Here is a 16,565-nt window from a genome sequence, read left to right as displayed (position 1 = left end):
TCAGGCGGCGTCGACCCGGGTGGCCTCCGGCACCCGCTGCTCGGGTTCCGGCTCGGCCGGCGGGCCCAGCGGGTTGGACGAGTAGACGGGCAGGTCCGCGACCTCCCACGGCTGGCGTTCGACCAGGTCGGAGACCATCAGGAAGCCCCTGTCGAACTCGCCGGTCGCCGCGTCCACCAGCCGGTACTCCTGGCGGTCCGACCCGGCCGGGCGTGCCTCCAGCAGCACCACCCGCACCTCCCCCGGCTCGAAATGGCAGCGCTCCTGCAGGGCGGCGATGAGCTGCTCGTTGTGCAGGTGCCCCTCGCCGAAGTTCCAGCCCAGCAGCCCGCCGGCGACCAGCTCGCCCTCCAGCACCAGATGGTCGTCGTTCTCGGCGCCGGCGGCCAGCGGCAGCAGCGCGAACAGGCCCCGGCCGTGGTGGTGCATGGCCCGGAACGTCAGGACCTTGTGCGCCAGCACCTCGGCGACCTGCTCGCCGTAGATCTTCCGCAGCTGGCTCTTGGCGAACCCGCACCACTTCGCCACGTTCTTGTCGATCTTCTCGATGGCCGAGGGCTGCAGCGACCACATCGAGGTGGCCCAGTTGCCCGCGTAGTAGCGCATCGCGAGCAGGAACGACACCTTGTCCGGGCGCAGGTTGCCCCAGGCCACCATCGCCAGCACCGGCACCGCCAGCACCGCGAGGAACCACGGGTGCGCCGCCGTGGCCGGCTGGTACGGGAAGTACCCCCAGAACAGGTAGACCAGCGAGAACAGCATGAAGACGTTCCACTCCAGCGGCACCCCGAGCGGCAGCGAGGCCAGGATGTGCAGGTGGAACAGGACCATGGCGACCACCGCCGCCAGGGTCAGCCAGCGGTCGGTGGAGACCAGCAGCACCAGCGGGGCCACGAACTCGACGGTGGTGCCGCCGTGCGCGATCGTCTTGGCCAGCGCGGACGGGCGCATGTCGCGGGGGAACCGGCGGTAGAGCCGGCGCTTGAGCGGCTTGGGGAACAGCGGGCTGTTGCTGAGCATGACCGACACCGCGAACGGGAACAGCCGGTTCATCTTCGAGATCGCGGCGCCCAGCCAGATCAGCACGGTGAGCACCTTGACCGCGACGATCATGTCGAGGAACGGCAGCAGCAGCGCGAGCAGCGCGACCCAGGTGTGCTCGGCGCGGGCCGCCAGGAAGATCGTCTTGTCCCGCAGCCCGACCAGTGGCACCAGTACGGCCAGCGGGATCAGCCGGGCCGGGTCCAGGATGTAGGCCGGGCCGAACAGGCCGGTGTCCATCACCGAGGTCGGGGACAGCAGCGCCCAGACCGCCGCCGCGAGCAGTCCCAGGTAGAGCAGCCCGTCCACCACCGTGCGGTGGGTGCCCCTGGTCAGCGGCACCCGACCCGGAAACGGCGGCAGCCGGATGGTGCCGGGGCGCAGCCAGTACAGCGGCCCGCCGACCGGGGGCAGGAACCGCAGCGTGAGCGGGCCGAAGCCGCAGCCGAAGCCGACGACCTCGAACAACAGCGTCCAGATGACCGCCTTTTGTAATACGACGGGCTCGGTCCACCAATGTGCGATATCGGATAGCGGGCCGATTCCTGGGGTTGCCCTAATGAACAATAATGCGCCGCCGATATAGCCGGCGATCTTTGCCAGATATACCAGATAGGCGCTCCACGGGGTGCCGAATCCGCTTTCCGCCCAGTGCTTGACCAGCGGCTTGATGCGTTCCATGCGAGGGTTGAGGTGCCACAGCTGCACGTCGAAACGTCGGGGCAGCTTCGGTGCCAGAAACCCCATGGACTTCTCCTCGCCTGGGTCACCCGGCCGGGCGACCAGTTACCGCTGGTGGCCGGCGTTCGCACCGCCCGGTGACCGGGACGAGTGGGGGAGCTGGACCTTGTCGGGGCACGAGTCGAGCAGGCCAGGGCGCGGGTGGCCGAGGTCCACTGTGACTCCCGAGTGCGGTTTCCGCCGGTGGCGGCAGCCTATTCTCTCGCGCGCCGGTCGACGATGGCCGTTCGCGCCGAAGCTCGGGTGCTCGGTTGTGCGTTTGCTACAAAGCCGCCGGGAATGGCCGGTCATTCACCCCGTTGGCGGTCGATCAGCTCCCTGACGATGTCCAGCTGGCCGACGTGCCGCGCGTATTCTTGAACCAGGTGGAACAGAATACGGGCGAGGCTCGGGGCCCGCTCCTCGGTGGGGAATCGGCCGCCGACCTCGGCTCGCTGGTCCAGCGCCGCGTCGGCGATGATGCTGTCGGTCCGGCGCGTGGTGGCTCGCCAGTCCGCGAGCAGTCCTTCCAGGGTCTCGCCGGGTTCGAGTGACCATTCGGCGGGGACTCCGCCCGGCGGCCAGGACATGACGTCCTCGGCGGCGAACCCCCAGCTCAGCCAGCGCCGCTCCACCCCGGTCAGGTGCTTGACCAGGCCGGCCGGGGCCCAGCCCATCGGCTCCAGCGGGGTGTTCGCCTGCTCGTCGGAGAGTCCGTCCAGCTTGCGGAGCAGCGCGGCGCGGTACCAGTCCAGGTACTCCAGCAGGAGCGCGCGGGCGTCGGCCAGGCCGAGGTCGGGGCCGTCGATCGGGGTGTTCTGCACAGGCGGTCACTCTAAGACGCGCGCGTATGCCTTTGGGTGAGCGGGTGATGGACTGTGTCGGGCGGTCGCGGTTTGCTGTGCGGTGTCGGGCGAACCGTGGAGGGAGCGGGCGATGGGCTCGGTAGTGGTGGTGCTGACCGTGCTTGGCGTGTTGGGCACGGGGATCAACGCGGGGATCTTCTACGCGTTCTCCGGGTTCGTGATGCCCGCGCTGAAACGGATACCCCCGTCGCAGGGCATGACGGCCATGCAGTCGATCAACGTCACGGCGTTGCGGCCGCCGCTGATGATCGCGATGTTCGGTACGGCGGCGCTGTGCGTGGCGCTGGTCGTGAGCGCGGTGCGCGGGTGGAGTGAGCCGTTTGCGGCGCCGTTGCTGGCCGGCGCGGTGCTGTTCCTGGCCGGCGTGATCGTGTTGACCATCGTGTTCCACGTGCCGCTGAACAACGCGCTGGACAAGGCGGATCCGTCCGCCGGTCGTTCGGTCGAGGTGTGGACCGACTACCTGCGCCGTTGGGGCGCCGGCAACCAGGCGCGCTGGGTCACGCCGCTCGCGTCGTCCGCCCTGTTCACCTGGGCGCTCATCCGGTAGTGGCGCGTTCGGCGGCGGTGATGGCGTTGCGGTAGAGCATGGCGACGGTGGTGGGGCCGACGCCGCCGACGCGGGGGGTGATCGCGCCGGCCACCTCGGCGCAGCGCTCGTCCACGTCGGGCAGCAGCTTGCGGCCGGAGTAGCGGACGCCGCCGCCGACCACGACGCCGCCCGGGCGGACGTGCTCGGGCTGGATGATGCCGGGGACGCCGGCCGCCGCGACCAGGATGTCGGCCCTGCGGGTGTAGCGGTCCCAGTCCGGCACGCCGGTGTGCACGACGGTCACCGCCGCGTTCGCGGTCGGGCGCTTCTGGGCCAGCAGCATGGCCAGCGGCCGGCCCAGGGTGGCGCCCCGGCCCAGGATCACCACCTCGCGCCCGGACACCGGGACCTGGTGGAACGCCAGCAGCTCCTCGATCCCGGCCGGCGTGCACGGCAGCGGCCCCGGCATGCCGGCGGCCAGCTTGCCCAGGTTGAGCGGGTGCATGCCGTCGACGTCCTTGGCCGGGTCGATGGTGAGCAGCGCGGCGTCGTAGTCCAGGCCGTCCGGCACCGGGTACTGCACGAGCATGCCGTGCACCCCGGGGTCGGAGTTGTAGCCCGCGATCACCGCGAGCAGGTCGTCCTGGGTGGCCGAGGCCGGCAGGTGGGTGTGCGGCGAGTCGAACCCGAGCTCGGCAGCCTTGCGCTGCTTGATCCGGATGTAGCCGGCGCTGGCGTCGTCGTCGCCGACCAGGATGGTGGCCAGGCTGGGCGCCACCCCCCGCTCGCGCAGCGCGGCGACCCGCTCGGTGATCTCGGCGAAGATGCTCTCGGCGACCGGGGCGCCCGGCAGCAGGCGGGCGGTCGGGCGATCGGTGGTGCTCTGAGTCGACATCGGCGCCAAGCATGCCCCTCGGGCTGGGGCGATGTCGAACCGGCGCGCTGTGGATAATTCGGGGCGGCGTTGTTGACGGCGTGTCTATGATGACAACATGTCTCATAAGCGGGTCACCGCCAGCGACGGCGTGTCACTGGCCGTCCATGAGTCCGGCGACCCGGCGGCGCCCACCGTGCTCGCCGTGCACGGCTATCCGGACGACCACACCGTGTGGGACGGCGTGGTGGCCGAGCTGGCCGACCGGTTCCACGTGGTCAGCTACGACGTGCGCGGCGCCGGCGAGTCCACCGCGCCGGCCAGCCGGGCCGGCTACCGGCTCGACCAGCTGGCCGCCGACCTCGCCGCCGTGGCCGCCGCCGTGAGCCCTCGGCGCCCGGTGCACCTGCTCGCCCACGACTGGGGCTCGATCCAGGCCTGGCATGCCGTCACCGGCGGCGCGCTGGACGGCGGGGTCGCCTCGTTCACCTCGATCTCCGGCCCCGATCTCGACCACGCCGGCGCCTGGTTCCGCTCCCGGCTGCGCCGCCCGACCCCGCGCCGGCTGCGCGAGCTGTTCACCCAGCTCGCCGCGTCCGGGTACATCGGGTTCTTCCAGCTTCCGGGGTTGCCGGAGCTGGCCTGGCGCAGCGGCCTGCTGCCGCGCGCGATGTCGCTGCTGACCAGGGGCGACGCCGGCCTGCGGCGGCCGGCCACCTCGGACGCGGTGCGCGGGCTCGGCCTGTACCGGGAGAACATGCTCTCGCACCTGACCAGGCCGAGGCCGGCGCGCGCCGAGGTGCCCGTCCAGGTGCTCGCGCCGACCAGGGACCCGTTCGTCACCGCGCCGCTGCAGTCCGACCTGGCCGGCTGGGTGCCCGAGCCGAGGGTGCGCCGCATCCCCGGCGGCCACTGGCTGCCCCGCAGCCATCCCGGCGTGGTCGCCCGCTGCGTCACCGAGCTGGTGGAGCACGTGGAGGGCGGCGGCGAGCCGGCACCGGCGCTGCGCAGGGCGCGTGAGCGGGCGGCCGCCCGTGACCGGCACGGAGGTTCGCTGGTGGTGATCACCGGGGCGGGCAGCGGCATCGGCCGGGCCACCGCGCTGGCATTCGCCGACCGGGGCGCCCGCGTGGTCGTCGCCGACCGGGACGAGCCGTCGGCCGTCGACACCTGCCGCCAGGTCGCCGGGCGCGGCGCCGGGGTGGGCATCCCGTACCGGGTGGACGTCGCAGACGCCGAGGCGATGGCCGGGTTCGCCAAGTGGGTGCTGGCCGAGCACGGCGTGCCGGACGTGGTGGTGAACAACGCCGGCATCGGCATGGCCGGCCCGTTCGCGGAGACCACGCTGGACGAATGGCGGCGGATCATCGACGTGAACCTCTGGGGCGTGATCCACGGCTGCCGGGTGTTCGGCGCGCCGATGGTCGCCCACGGCGAGGGCGGGCGGATCGTGAACATCGCCTCGGCGGCGGCGTACCTGCCGTCCCGCGCGCTGCCCGCGTACTCCACCACCAAGTCCGCCGTGCTCATGCTCAGCGAGTGCCTGCGCGGTGAGCTGGCCGAGCACGGCATCGGCGTGGTGGCCGTCTGCCCCGGTTTCGTGCACACCAACATCACCGCCACCACCCGGTTCGTCGGCACCGACGACACCGAGCAGGACCGCCGCCAGCGCGCCACCTACGCCGCATACGGCCGGCGCAACTACACCCCCGAGCGCGCCGCGAGGGAGATCGTGCGCGCGGTGGAGCGGAACACCGCGCTGGCCCCGGTGACGCCGGAGGCCCGGCTGGGGCTGGCGCTGTCCCGGCTCACGCCCGCCGTGCTGCGAGCGGCGGCCCGCCGAGAGATCAACCTCTAGGAAGGCGCCCGGCATGGACGAACTGGAGGAACCGGATCGCGTCTCGCTGCGCCCCCGGGACGTCGAGTTCGACTGGTCGGCGCTGCCCATGCACTGGATCCCGGGCGACCCGTACACCACGCACCTGCTCAACGTGTTGCACCTGCTCCTCCCGGAGGGCGAGCGGTGGTTCGTGCGGCTGTTCACCCAGGCGCTGCCGATGATCCGCGACGAGCGGCTGGCCGAGGAGGTGCGCGGGTTCATCGGCCAGGAGGCGGTGCACGCCGAGTCGCACCAGGGCGTGCTCGACCACTTCACCGCGCACGGCCTGGACCCCGAGCCCTACGTCGGCCAGGTGCGCTGGCTGTTCCGGCACGCGCTCGGCGAGCGTGACTTCACCGGCCGGCGCAACCCGGAGCGCCGCCGCGAGGAACGGCTGATCGAGCAGGTGGCGGGCGTAGCGGCGATCGAGCACTTCACCGCCGTGCTCGGTGACATGATCCTGAACTCGCCCGGTCTGGACGCCGCCGGGGCCGACCCGACCATGCTCGACCTGCTGCGCTGGCACGGCGCCGAGGAGGTCGAGCACCGCGCGGTGGCCTTCGACCTGTACATGCACCTGGACGGTCGGTACTGGCGGCGGGCCAAGCTGATGCTGGTGGTGGCGCCCGGGATGCTGGCGCTGTGGATCAAGGGCGTGCGGTTCCTGATGGCCAACGACCCGACCGGCCGGCGTCGCCCCCGGCTCACCGACCCGCTGCGGGCCACGCGGAGGTACGGCCTGCCCGGCCCGGGGCGGCTGCTGAGGTCGTTCCTGCCCTACCTGCGGCGCGACTACCACCCCAGCCAGCACGGCTCGACCAGCCAGGCGGTGGCATACCTGGCCAGCTCGCCCGCGGCCAAGGCGGCCGATGAACGGGGCGGCCGGTGAGCGCTGGTTCTCCGCCGGCGTTTCCTCGGCCGAGCCCGGTGTTCCGGGCGGTCGGGGCGGCCATCGCGCTCGCCGGCGAGCTGAGCCTGCTGGGCCGGCGCCCGCCGGTGGTGGCCGTGCGGCGCGAGCTGGAGCTGGTCGTGCGGCGGGTGCGCGCGGAGGCGAGCGACGTGGTCAGCCTGCTGTTGACCAGGGCGGACGGCGACCCGGCCGGCCCGGAGCTGCCTCGGTGGTGGCCCGGCGCGCACCTGGACGTGGTGCTGCCGTCCGGCCGGGTCCGGCAGTACTCGCTGTGCGGTGACCCGGCACGGCGCGACGGCTACCGGATCGCGGTGCGGCGGATCCGGGACGGCGCCGGCGGCTCCCGCGAGGTGCACGGGCTGGGCGAGGGCGCACGGGTGCGGGTGCGCGGGCCGCGCTCGGGGTTCCCGCTGATCCGGGCGCCTCGGTATCTCTTCATGGCGGGCGGCATCGGGATCACCCCGATCCTGCCGATGGTGCGCGCGGTGGCGGCCGCCGGCGCGGACTGGCGGTTCGTCTACGCCGGCCGCGGGCGCGACTCCATGCCGTTCCTGGACGAGATCGGCGGGCTGGATCCGTCCCGGGTGGTGATCTGGGCGGACGACGAGCGGGGCGGCCCGCCCAGCGGCGAGGCGCTGGTGGCCAACGCCCCGGGCGGGGGCACGGTCGGCTACCTGTGCGGTCCGCCGCCGATGCTGGCCGCCGTGCGCTCCGCCGGCGCATCCCTGGCCGCGCTGCACGTCGAGCGGTTCGCGGCGCCGCCGGTGTCGGGCGGGCGGGCGTTCACCGTCGAGCTGGCCCGGGCTGGCGTCAGCCTCGAGGTCCCGGCCGACAGGTCCGCGCTGGAGGTCATCACGGAGCGGCTGCCGGACGTGGCGTACTCCTGCCGGCAGGGTTTCTGCGGCACCTGCCGGACCCGGGTGCTGGCCGGCGCGGTCGAGCACCGGGACCGGGCGCTGACCGCGCCGGAGCGAGCCGGCACGATGACCATCTGCGTGTCGCGGGCGGAGGGGGAACGGCTGGTGCTCGACCTGTGACGGCGGACCGCGTCCGGCCGAGGCTGCGGGTGGGCCTGGAGTACCCGTCGGCCCGGCGGATGAGCCCGCAGCGACGGCGCGAGCACCTGGTGAGCACGGCGCTCACGCTGTTCGCCGACCGGCCGCCCGAGCTGGTCACCGTCGACGACGTGGCCAGGGCGGCGGACGTGTCGCGCGCGCTGTTCTACAGGTACTTCCCGAACATCCACGAGCTGCGGGTCGCGGCGCTGCGCGCGGTGGTCGACGAAGTGATCGCCGCGATCACCCCGCCCGAGGAGTACCCGCTGCTCGACCAGGTCCGCTACTCGTTGAACGCCTTCCTCGGCTCCGCCCAGACCTACGCCAGCGCCTACGTGGCACTGATGCGCACCGGCTCGCTGATCGCGACCGAGGCGACGAACGAGCTGGTGGACAGCGTGCGCGAGCACGTCGTGCGCATCGTCGGCGAGCGCCTGGCCCCAGGGGAACCGGTCACACCGATGCTGGAGCTGACCCTGCGCAGCTGGTTCGCCGTGGTGGAGGGCGCGAGCGTGACCTGGCTGCGCGAGGGCACGCCGGCGCGCGAGCGGCTGGAGGACTGGCTGGTCGACCAGCTCGTCGCGATGCTGACCACGACCGCCCGGCACGACCCGGCCACCGCAACCCAACTGACCGCCGCCCTCACCTGACCGCCGCCCCGGCCGCATACCAACCTGGGCCGCCGCACAGCCCGCACCATGCGCGACACCCCAGCAAGCTGTGCGGCGCCCCGACAGCGCGTCACGGTGACCTGCGGGGACACGACCTCATCAATCTATTGGGTGTCGATCCCGCGAGATCAATGTGACGGTTGGTAACTTTCTGCGAGAAGTGATCATCAACCGATTGTTGAGGGATGCCGTGTCCCGGGTCCGTGCTTTGGTCGTCGTGATCGCGTGCGCGGTCGGGGCGGTGCTCGGGCTTGGCGCGTTCGCGCTGGCCCAGGCGGCGTCCGCGTGTGCCGGATCGAGCGGGTCGGGGCTCGCGGCGGGGTGTGAGGAACGGTTGGGGGCGGCGGTGGCGCCGGGGGTCGTTGGGGACGCCTCGGTGCGGGGGGTGCCGGCCTCGACGGCCACCAGGCATGTTCCGGAGGTTGGTGAACCGGGCGCCCGGCGGGGGCCGAGCCCGGCCACGGATCGGGCGATGGCGCTGCTGGTCGGCTGGGGCGTGCTGGTGCTGATCGGCGGCGGGTTCTGTTGCGGGCGTAGGCGGCGTGAGCCCGAGCCGGAGGTCGAGGGTCAGAGGCTGGAGCTGCGGGTACGGGTGCCTCGGCAGCGGTCGGGGTCTCCCCGGCATCTGTTGGGCGCGCCGCCGCGCGGTCCTCGGGGGGTGTCGGTGCGGACGGTCGGCCGGGAGCGGCGTGCGCCGCTGGTCGGGGACGTGGAGGTCGTGGGGCGTGCCGCGGGCATCGGGCGGGCGGTCGCCGCCGCGCTCGCCTGCCGGGGCGTGGGCGGTCAGCGGCAGCCGGACGTCACGGTGACCGGGCGGGTGGGGTCGAAGTAGGCGTCCAGCGAGTCGGACTCGCGGTAGTCGGGGTCGGTGCCCCGGCTGCGTGCGGTGGCGGGCGCGGTGCGGCCGGTGGCGGCGAACGTGCAGTCCATGCCGTGCCAGTAGCCGTTCGTCCGGCCTAGGTACATGCCACGCGAGGACGGTCGGATGTCACTTCCCAGCGGGAACATCCAATGCGTCTCGGTGTGAATCACAACCACGCCCGATGGCCTGGCGAAGGCGTACGCGAACACGTAGTTGCTCGTCACGTCGAGCGCCGGCCGGCCGTTCCAGTCCACGCGTTCGTAGCGCATCCGCCCGCTGGAGCGTGGTTCGGCGGCCAGCTTGGTGCCGGAGGCCAACTGGACGAGCGCGGTGCCGTACTCGCCGGCCGCGAACCGCTGCCGCACGGTCGCCGCGCTGTCCGGGGCGAGCAGGTTGAGCACCGGGGTCGGGTCGTGCTCGACCAGCAGGCGGGGGTCCAGGTAGGCGGCCTCCAGGGCGCGCTTGACGCGGTTCAGCGCGTCGGCGACCTGGTCGGCGGTCATGCCGTCCACCGCGGCCGCGTCCGGCGTCACGATGCCCTCGGCGCCGACCGGGAAGTTCGCAGCCGGGCTGGTCTGGTACGGGTTCGTCGAGGTCACCGCCGGCCACCAGGCGCCTCGGCCGAACCACAGCGCGGTGAGCGCCGCCAGCAGCACGATCACCGCCAGGATCCGGCGAGACCGGGAGCCGCGCCCGAGGAGCCGACCCCCGCGAGCGGCCTCGGTCCGGTCGCCGCGACCGGCGTCGTTGCGGCGCTCGGACCGGGGGTTGGCTCGGGCGCCGTTGCGGGGTTCGGCTCGGGCGTCCTTGCGGGGATCGGCCCGGGGATCGGCCCGGGGATCGGCCCGGGCGCCTCGGGTCGTGCGGCCATGGCGTCTGGCTCGGTTGTGGCGGCTCACTCGGTCCTTGCGGCCGGCGTCGCCGTTGGCGTCGGCGTGGTTGTTGTGGCTGGCGTGTCCATCGAGGTTTCGGCCAGCTCCGTTGCCGATGCTCGTCCCGTTGCCGGCATGACCGATGTGGTTGGCGCGGACCGCCGGGCGCGGGTCGCGCGTGACTCGGACGCGATGGGCCGTGCGTTCCGGCCGGTCCGGGCGGTCGGGGTGGACGCGTCGAGCCCGGGCGGCCTGTCGTGCCGCCAGGGTCAGCTCGTCGGGCATTGCGGGCTCATCGGCATGCTGTTGTTGCGGTGGTCGGTCCAGGGGGAGCGGATGTCACTCATGGTGACAGGCGTGGGCGTCCGGTATGACCGCCGTTTAGCCGCATCTACGTCGGCTTTTCGGTGTCACGAGTCGACGAGCGGTGCCCGCCCGACTACCCACCGTGGCGTGCCACACCCGGACGCGCCGACAACCCCGCCTACTCTTGACTAAGTCCAGAAAAGGTGGTGTGGTCGGGGACGTGCCGAACTTCGGTCCCGAGCGCTCGCGCGTATCGTCCGCCGCGGCCATGCCGGGCGATACGAGCGAGCGGCTGCGCACCGCCGGCATGCGGGTGACCGCATCGCGGGTCGCGGTGCTGGAGGTGCTGGGCGAGCACCCGCACGCCACCGCGGACACGGTGGCCCGGTTGGTCGCCGCCCGCCTCGGTTCGGTGTCCAAGCAGGCCGTGTACGACGTGCTCGCGGCCTGTACCCATGCCGGCCTGGTCCGTCGGATCGAGCCAGCCGGCTCGGCGGCCCTGTTCGAGACCCGCACCGGGGACAACCATCACCACCTGGTGTGCCGGCGCTGCGGGCGGACCGAGGACGTCGACTGCACGGTCGGCGAGCGGCCGTGCCTGGCCCCCGGCGAGGACGCCGGTTTCACAGTTGACGAAGCCGAGGTCGTGTTCTGGGGGCTGTGCCCGGACTGCCAGGACCGGCCCGTATCCCACCACAACACGAAGGAGCTGCAGCCGTGACCTCCACGCGGCCAACCACGACGGACGCCGGCATCCCGGTGGCGAGCGACGAGCATTCGCTCACCATCGGACCGGACGGTCCCATCGTTCTGCACGATCACTACCTCATCGAGCAGATGGCGAACTTCAACCGGGAGCGCATCCCGGAGCGCCAGCCGCACGCCAAGGGCGGTGGCGCGTTCGGCCACTTCGAGGTGACCAACGACGTCAGCGCCTACACCAAGGCGGCGGTGTTCCAGCCCGGCGCCAAGACCGAGTCGCTGGTCAGGTTCTCCACCGTCGCCGGCGAGCGGGGCAGCCCCGACACCTGGCGCGACCCGCGCGGGTTCGCCGTCAAGCTCTACACCTCCGAGGGCAACCTGGACATCGTCGGGAACAACGTCCCGATCTTCTTCATCCGGGACCCCCTGAAGTTCCAGCACTTCATCCGCTCGCAGAAGCGCAGGCTGTCGAACAACCTGCGGGACAACGACATGCAGTGGGACTTCTGGACGCTGTCCCCGGAGTCGGCGCACATGCTGAGCTGGCTGATGGGCGACCGGGGCATCCCGAAGACCTGGCGGCACATGAACGGCTACTCCAGCCACACCTACAGCTGGGTCAACGCCGCCGGCGAGATCTTCTGGGTCAAGTACCACTGGAAGACCGACCAGGGCATCGACTACCTCACCCAGGCCGAGGCGGACGAGCTGGCCGGCAAGGACGGCGACTACCACCAGCGCGACCTGTACGACGCGATCGAGCGCGGCGAGCACCCGAGCTGGACGCTGAAGATGCAGATCATGCCGTTCGAGGACGCCAAGACCTACCGGTTCAACCCGTTCGACCTGACCAAGGTCTGGCCGCACGGCGACTACCCGCTGATCGACGTCGGCAGGCTGACGCTGAACCGCAACGTCACCGACTACCACACCGAGATGGAGCAGGCCGCGTTCGAACCGAACAACATGGTGGCCGGCACCGGCCTGAGCCCGGACAAGATGCTGCTCGCCCGTGGCTTCTCCTACGCCGACGCGCACCGGCACCGCCTCGGGGTGAACTACAAGCAGATCCCGGTGAACTCGCCCAAGGTCGAGGTCAACAGCTACTCCAAGGACGGCGCGATGAGGGTGCGCAACGCGTCCGACCCGGTGTACGCGCCGAACTCCTACGAGGGCCCGAAGGCCGACCCGGCACGGACCGCCGAGGCGCTCTGGCACGCCGACGGCGAGATGGTCCGCTCGGCCTACACGCTGCGCCGCGACGACGACGACTGGGGCCAGGCCGGCACCATGGTCCGCGAGGTGCTCGACGACGCGGCCCGCGACCGGATGGTGTCCAACGTGTCCGGGCACCTGCTCGGCGGCGTGAGCGAGCCGGTGCTGGCGCGCGCGTTCGAGTACTGGAAGAACATCGACAAGCAGCTCGGTGACCGCATCGAGCAGGCCGTCCGCAACGGCGGCTGACAGGGCTGGCCGGCCCCCGCTTCGCGGGTGGTCGCGGGGGCCGGCCTTACCATTGCTGACCGTGACCGTTCAGCGGAACGTGACGATCTGGCACAACCCGCGCTGTTCGAAGAGCCGGGGCGCGCTGGCCCTGCTCGCCGAGCGCGGCGTCGACCCGACGGTGGTCCGCTACCTGGAGGACGCGCCGACCCGTGCCGAGCTGGAGGACGTGCTGCGCCGGCTAGGCACCGACGACCCGCGCGCGATCACCCGCACCGGCGAGGCGCGCTACCGCGAGCTGGGGCTGGCCGGCGCCGACCGGGACGCCCTGCTGGACGCGCTGGCCGCCAACCCGATCCTGATCGAGCGGCCGATCGTGCTGCTCGGCGACCGCGCGGTGGTGGCCCGCCCGCCGGAGCGCGCCCTGGAGCTGCTCTAGTTGTTCAGGCCCCGCAGTCGTGCGGGTAGCGGGTGCACCACGGGGTGACGCCGGGCAGCCGGTGCCGGTTCTCCGAGACCCAGCCGTAGAGCTTGCCCTGCGCGCGCGAGGTGCGCTGGTAGAGCCGCTGGGGCCAGGTCGAGTCCAGGGCCACCGACAGCGCGGCGCTGATCGCGGCGGCGCCCTCGGCCCTGGTGCCGTCGGCGTCGCGCCACTGCACGGCGGCGGCGCACTGCTCCCGGCTCGCGCCGACCAGCTCCGGCACGCCGGGGCGCTGGTAGGGCGCGGTCTCGATCACTCGGTGGCGGTCCGCCAGGCGCAGCCAGCCCAGGGTGCGGGTACAGAAGCCGCACTCGCCGTCGAACACCAGCAGCGGGGTCATGCGTCAAGTCTCTCGCGCGGCCCGCCGCGCCCGGTGGGCAGCCCGGCGATCCCGGCGGTGCCGAGCACGGCGGCCAGCGCGGCCAGCCCGACCAGCGCCGACGCCAGTCCGACAAGATCGGTACCGGCGCCGGCGAGCAGCGGGCCGAGCATCAGCCCGGCGGCGTAGGCCAGGTTGAACAGCGCGTACCCGCCGCCGAGCGCGGGCGGGTCGAGCGCGGCGCCCTGGAAGCCGATCAGAGTGGTGGCCGGCGCGAGCACGCAGGCGGTCGCCGCGCCGAGCACCGCCATGGCCGTCCACACCTGCCAGGCCTGCCCGGCCAGCGCGAGCCCGACCAGCGCCAGCACCGTGCCGGCCACCCCGACGCCGACAAGCACCCGGGCGTCGCGCCGCCCGACCAGGCCGCCGACCAGCGGGTTCACCACCGCACCCGCCAACACGGCCGCCGCGAACACCAACCCGAGGTCCAGCGCGCTCATGCCGAACCGCTCGGTGAGGTGCAGCGGCAGCACGGGCTCGACGGCCGCGATGGCGCCGGCACCGACGACCACCGCGCCGACCACCGACCACGACCCCCTGACCCGCAGCACGTCCAGCGGTCCGGCCGGGTCGTCGGTGGTCACCGGGGTGTGCCCGCGCACCAGCAGCACCTGGGCCACCCCGTTGGCCAGCGCGAGCCCGGCGGCGAGCAGGAACGGCGCGGTGGTGTTGAACCGCTCGACCAGCAGGCCGGCCAGCGGCGGACCGGCCAGCACGCCCAGCGACACCATGCTCATCGCCAGCCCCATCGACCGGCCCCGCGTCGCCATCGGGGTGGCCGCCGCGATCAGCGCCAGCCCGGCCACCCAGGACATCCCGCCCGCCACGCCCTGCAGCACCCGGGCCAGCACCAGCAGCCAGTACGGCTCGCCGGCCGCGAACAGCACGGTGGTGGCGGCCAGCCCGACCATCCCGATCAGCAGCGGCCGGCGCGGGCCGTACCTGTCGACCAGCCGGCCGCCGATCGGCGTGACCAGCAGGACGGCGGCCGGGTAGCCGGCGAACATCGCGCCGGTGGCCGTCGGGCCGGCCGCGACCACGGCGGGCAGCAGCGGCAGCACCGGGATGGCCAGCCCGTACACCAGCATGTCCGCGAACAGCGCGATGCACGCGACGGCCACCGCCGCGGCCGGCTTGATGCCCTGGCTCATCTCAGCAACCCCCGGAACGCGGCGGTCGCGCTGGCCGGGCCGATGAGTGACGGATCCGCGCCGGCCAGCATCGCGGTGCCGCACAGCCAGGCCAGCAGGTGCGCGGCGGCCGCCTCCGGCGTCACCCCGTCGGCAAGCTCCGCGCGGGCCGCCCGAAACGTCGTAGCCAGCCGGTCCCGCCATTCGACGAGCGCGTGCGCCTTCGCCCCCGGCGCCGGATCGCGGCCGCCCGCGTCCATGCCGACCGCCATCAGCGCCTGGAACCGGGCGTCCTCGCGCAGCGCGCCCAGCCAGGCGGCGGCGAACGCCGGCAACCGCTCGCGCAACGGCAGCCCCCGCACCCCCGGCCCGTCCAGCTCCGCCCACGCCGGTCCGGCCACCGCGTCCCACGGCTCGCCGAGCACGGCCGCGAGCAGCGCCGACTTGTCCGCGAAGTGGTGATACACCGCGCCCCTGGTCACCCCCGCCCGGCCGGCCACATCGGCGAGCGTGGCCGAGGCATACCCGCGCTCGGCGAACACGAACAACGCCGCATCCAACACCGCCGCCCGGGTGGCTGCGGTCTCCTCGGCGGTCCGTCGCACGGTTTACATACATACACGAACGTATGTAACGGCGTCAAGCCTGGTCAGAGCCCGTGAGTGGTTAGAGGTGCTATGGCACCGCTAACCACTCACGGGTTGGTCAGGGCGACGTCACCGCGTGTTGCGGGAGGGCGACGTGGACCTCGAGGAGGCCGTCGACCAGGCGGGCGGTCGGGCGCAGGCCGGAGCGGCGCAGCAGGCGGGTGATGCGCAGGTTGCCGGGGTGCGCGAACGCGGACAGCTCGGACCAGCCGGACTCGGTGGCCAGCTCGACGGCCCGGCGGACCAGCGCGGTGCCCACCCCGCGCGCCTGCCAGGCGTCCTCGACGAGCACCCCGAGCGCGGCGCCGCCGGCACCGTCCGGGTCCAGGGTGGCCAGCCCGACCGCGTGCCCGCCGTCCGGGGTCAGCGCGAGCAGCGCGACCCCGTCACCGGAGGCGCCGACCAGCAGCTCGGCCAGCTCGTCCGAGGACAGCGCCGGGCTGGGGTTGAGGAACCGGCCGTGCCGGGTGCTCGGCGTGCAGCGGGCATGCAACGCGGCCACCAGCGGCCCGTCGGACAGGGTGGCCACCCGCAGCTCCACCTCCGAGCCGTTGCCGAGCAGCACCAGGCCCAGGCTGCCCGGTTCGTCGGCGGGGTCGGGCCGGTCCGAGGCCGCCGCGCACAGCTCCGCCAGCTCGACCAGCACGGCGGCCCGCGACACCTCGGTCGCGGTGAACGGCCACCCCCGGCACAGCCTGACGTCCTGGCCGAAGACCCGCATCTGGTGCGCGTGCGCGTCCGCGTCCAGCGGCGGCGTGTCCTGCAGCGTGGCGTGCAGCAGGCTGGCCATCGCGCGCGGCGCCGCGTCCGGGTCGCCGGCCACCCTGCGGGCCAGCGCGAGCGCGGTGGTCACCGGGTCGCGCAGCTCGTCCGCGTCGGCCCGCACCGCCAGGGTGCAGCCCATCCCGGCGGCCCGGATCTGGTCCGCGAGCGACGTGGCCGTCGCCTGGTCGGCGGCGTCGACCAGCAGCTCGTCGGTCACCGAGCCGTCCGGGCCGCGCTCGCCGAGCACGGTCAGCGAGACGATGTTGCAGCCCGCGCCGGCCACCGCCGCCGCCAGCTCCGCCAGCCGCCCCGGCCGGTCCTCGATCTGTACGTGCAGTCGAAAGAGTCCCACGTCGTGCCTCCTCGGCACACCATGATCTCCACCGGTTATTTCCAGGGTGATAACAGTGCGCTACGGGATGCTGTGACT

General features: G+C 73.1%; 17 protein-coding genes. 9 read left to right on the top strand and 8 right to left on the bottom strand.

Annotated elements, in window-relative coordinates; genetic code table 11:
- Together N912_RS0131680 and N912_RS0131675 are read right to left on the bottom strand one after the other, a co-directional pair.
- Window positions 1–1,788, bottom strand: a complete 1,788-nt coding sequence (locus N912_RS0131680; RefSeq protein ID WP_028925554.1) for a DUF3556 domain-containing protein — start codon at window positions 1,786–1,788, stop codon at window positions 1–3.
- Between the two features lie 281 nt (window positions 1,789–2,069).
- A complete protein-coding gene (locus tag N912_RS0131675) occupies window positions 2,070–2,585 on the bottom strand; it encodes a DinB family protein (RefSeq protein ID WP_028925553.1) in 516 nt (171 codons plus the stop codon).
- Between the two features lie 112 nt (window positions 2,586–2,697).
- On the opposite strand from N912_RS0131675, the gene N912_RS0131670 reads away from it, so the two are divergent.
- Window positions 2,698–3,177: an anthrone oxygenase family protein gene (locus tag N912_RS0131670; protein WP_028925552.1), complete on the top strand. Its 480-nt coding sequence runs from the start codon at window positions 2,698–2,700 to the stop codon at window positions 3,175–3,177.
- On the opposite strand, the gene N912_RS0131665 is transcribed toward N912_RS0131670, so the two are convergent.
- Window positions 3,167–4,054 (bottom strand): bifunctional 5,10-methylenetetrahydrofolate dehydrogenase/5,10-methenyltetrahydrofolate cyclohydrolase, encoded by an 888-nt coding sequence (locus tag N912_RS0131665; RefSeq protein WP_028925551.1) that lies wholly within the window; start codon window positions 4,052–4,054, stop codon window positions 3,167–3,169. The genes N912_RS0131670 and N912_RS0131665 overlap by 11 nt on opposite strands.
- A 97-nt stretch (window positions 4,055–4,151) precedes the next feature.
- On the opposite strand from N912_RS0131665, the gene N912_RS0131660 reads away from it, so the two are divergent.
- From N912_RS0131660 to N912_RS0131640, 5 genes are all read left to right on the top strand, one after another.
- Window positions 4,152–5,891, top strand: coding sequence for an SDR family oxidoreductase (locus N912_RS0131660; RefSeq protein ID WP_028925550.1), 1,740 nt, complete (start codon window positions 4,152–4,154; stop codon window positions 5,889–5,891).
- A 13-nt stretch (window positions 5,892–5,904) separates the two neighbouring features.
- Entirely contained in the window at window positions 5,905–6,801 is an 897-nt protein-coding gene (locus N912_RS0131655) for a metal-dependent hydrolase (RefSeq protein ID WP_028925549.1), read from the top strand.
- Window positions 6,798–7,859: a PDR/VanB family oxidoreductase gene (locus tag N912_RS55930; protein WP_084211376.1), complete on the top strand. Its 1,062-nt coding sequence runs from the start codon at window positions 6,798–6,800 to the stop codon at window positions 7,857–7,859. The genes N912_RS0131655 and N912_RS55930 overlap by 4 nt, the downstream gene beginning before the upstream one ends.
- Complete coding sequence (locus N912_RS0131645; protein ID WP_245645540.1) at window positions 7,856–8,527, top strand: TetR/AcrR family transcriptional regulator; 672 nt, start codon at window positions 7,856–7,858, stop codon at window positions 8,525–8,527. The genes N912_RS55930 and N912_RS0131645 overlap by 4 nt, the downstream gene beginning before the upstream one ends.
- A gap of 196 nt (window positions 8,528–8,723) precedes the next feature.
- On the top strand, window positions 8,724–9,380 hold the full coding sequence (locus tag N912_RS0131640; protein ID WP_156994170.1) for a hypothetical protein: 657 nt from the start codon (window positions 8,724–8,726) through the stop codon (window positions 9,378–9,380).
- Here the strand turns inward: N912_RS0131640 and N912_RS60895 are convergent.
- Complete coding sequence (locus N912_RS60895) at window positions 9,332–10,567, bottom strand: hypothetical protein (protein ID WP_051581076.1); 1,236 nt, start codon at window positions 10,565–10,567, stop codon at window positions 9,332–9,334. The two genes, N912_RS0131640 and N912_RS60895, sit on opposite strands and share 49 nt — an antisense overlap.
- A gap of 289 nt (window positions 10,568–10,856) precedes the next feature.
- Here N912_RS60895 and N912_RS0131630 point away from each other — a divergent pair, with 289 nt between their 5' ends.
- From N912_RS0131630 to arsC, 3 genes are all read left to right on the top strand, one after another.
- A complete protein-coding gene (locus tag N912_RS0131630; RefSeq protein ID WP_028925546.1) occupies window positions 10,857–11,309 on the top strand; it encodes a Fur family transcriptional regulator in 453 nt (150 codons plus the stop codon).
- A complete protein-coding gene (locus N912_RS0131625; protein WP_028925545.1) occupies window positions 11,306–12,754 on the top strand; it encodes a catalase in 1,449 nt (482 codons plus the stop codon). Before N912_RS0131630 ends, N912_RS0131625 begins: the two co-directional genes overlap by 4 nt.
- Before the next feature lie 61 nt (window positions 12,755–12,815).
- Window positions 12,816–13,172 (top strand): arsenate reductase (glutaredoxin), encoded by a 357-nt coding sequence (gene arsC / locus N912_RS0131620; RefSeq protein WP_037067730.1) that lies wholly within the window; start codon window positions 12,816–12,818, stop codon window positions 13,170–13,172.
- A gap of 4 nt (window positions 13,173–13,176) precedes the next feature.
- Here the strand turns inward: arsC and N912_RS0131615 are convergent, their stop codons facing one another.
- From N912_RS0131615 to N912_RS55910, 4 genes are all read right to left on the bottom strand, one after another.
- Complete coding sequence (locus N912_RS0131615; protein ID WP_037067541.1) at window positions 13,177–13,554, bottom strand: thiol-disulfide oxidoreductase DCC family protein; 378 nt, start codon at window positions 13,552–13,554, stop codon at window positions 13,177–13,179.
- Window positions 13,551–14,744: an MFS transporter gene (locus tag N912_RS55920; RefSeq protein WP_037067539.1), complete on the bottom strand. Its 1,194-nt coding sequence runs from the start codon at window positions 14,742–14,744 to the stop codon at window positions 13,551–13,553. The genes N912_RS0131615 and N912_RS55920 overlap by 4 nt, the downstream gene beginning before the upstream one ends.
- The gene (locus tag N912_RS65310) at window positions 14,741–15,328 is read right to left on the bottom strand and encodes a TetR family transcriptional regulator (RefSeq protein ID WP_051581075.1); all 588 of its coding nucleotides are present in this window, start codon (window positions 15,326–15,328) and stop codon (window positions 14,741–14,743) included. Before N912_RS65310 ends, N912_RS55920 begins: the two co-directional genes overlap by 4 nt.
- A gap of 100 nt (window positions 15,329–15,428) precedes the next feature.
- On the bottom strand, window positions 15,429–16,487 hold the full coding sequence (locus N912_RS55910; RefSeq protein ID WP_051581074.1) for a GNAT family N-acetyltransferase: 1,059 nt from the start codon (window positions 16,485–16,487) through the stop codon (window positions 15,429–15,431).
- Window positions 16,488–16,565: the final 78 nt, after the last annotated feature.

The organism is Actinospineispora acaciae DSM 45401 (genome assembly GCF_000620785.1).
In the GTDB taxonomy this organism is placed as follows: domain Bacteria; phylum Actinomycetota; class Actinomycetes; order Mycobacteriales; family Pseudonocardiaceae; genus Pseudonocardia; species Pseudonocardia acaciae.
The sequence above is the reverse complement of the archived record's forward strand: the minus strand, read 5'-3'. Positions and strand labels throughout refer to the sequence as shown.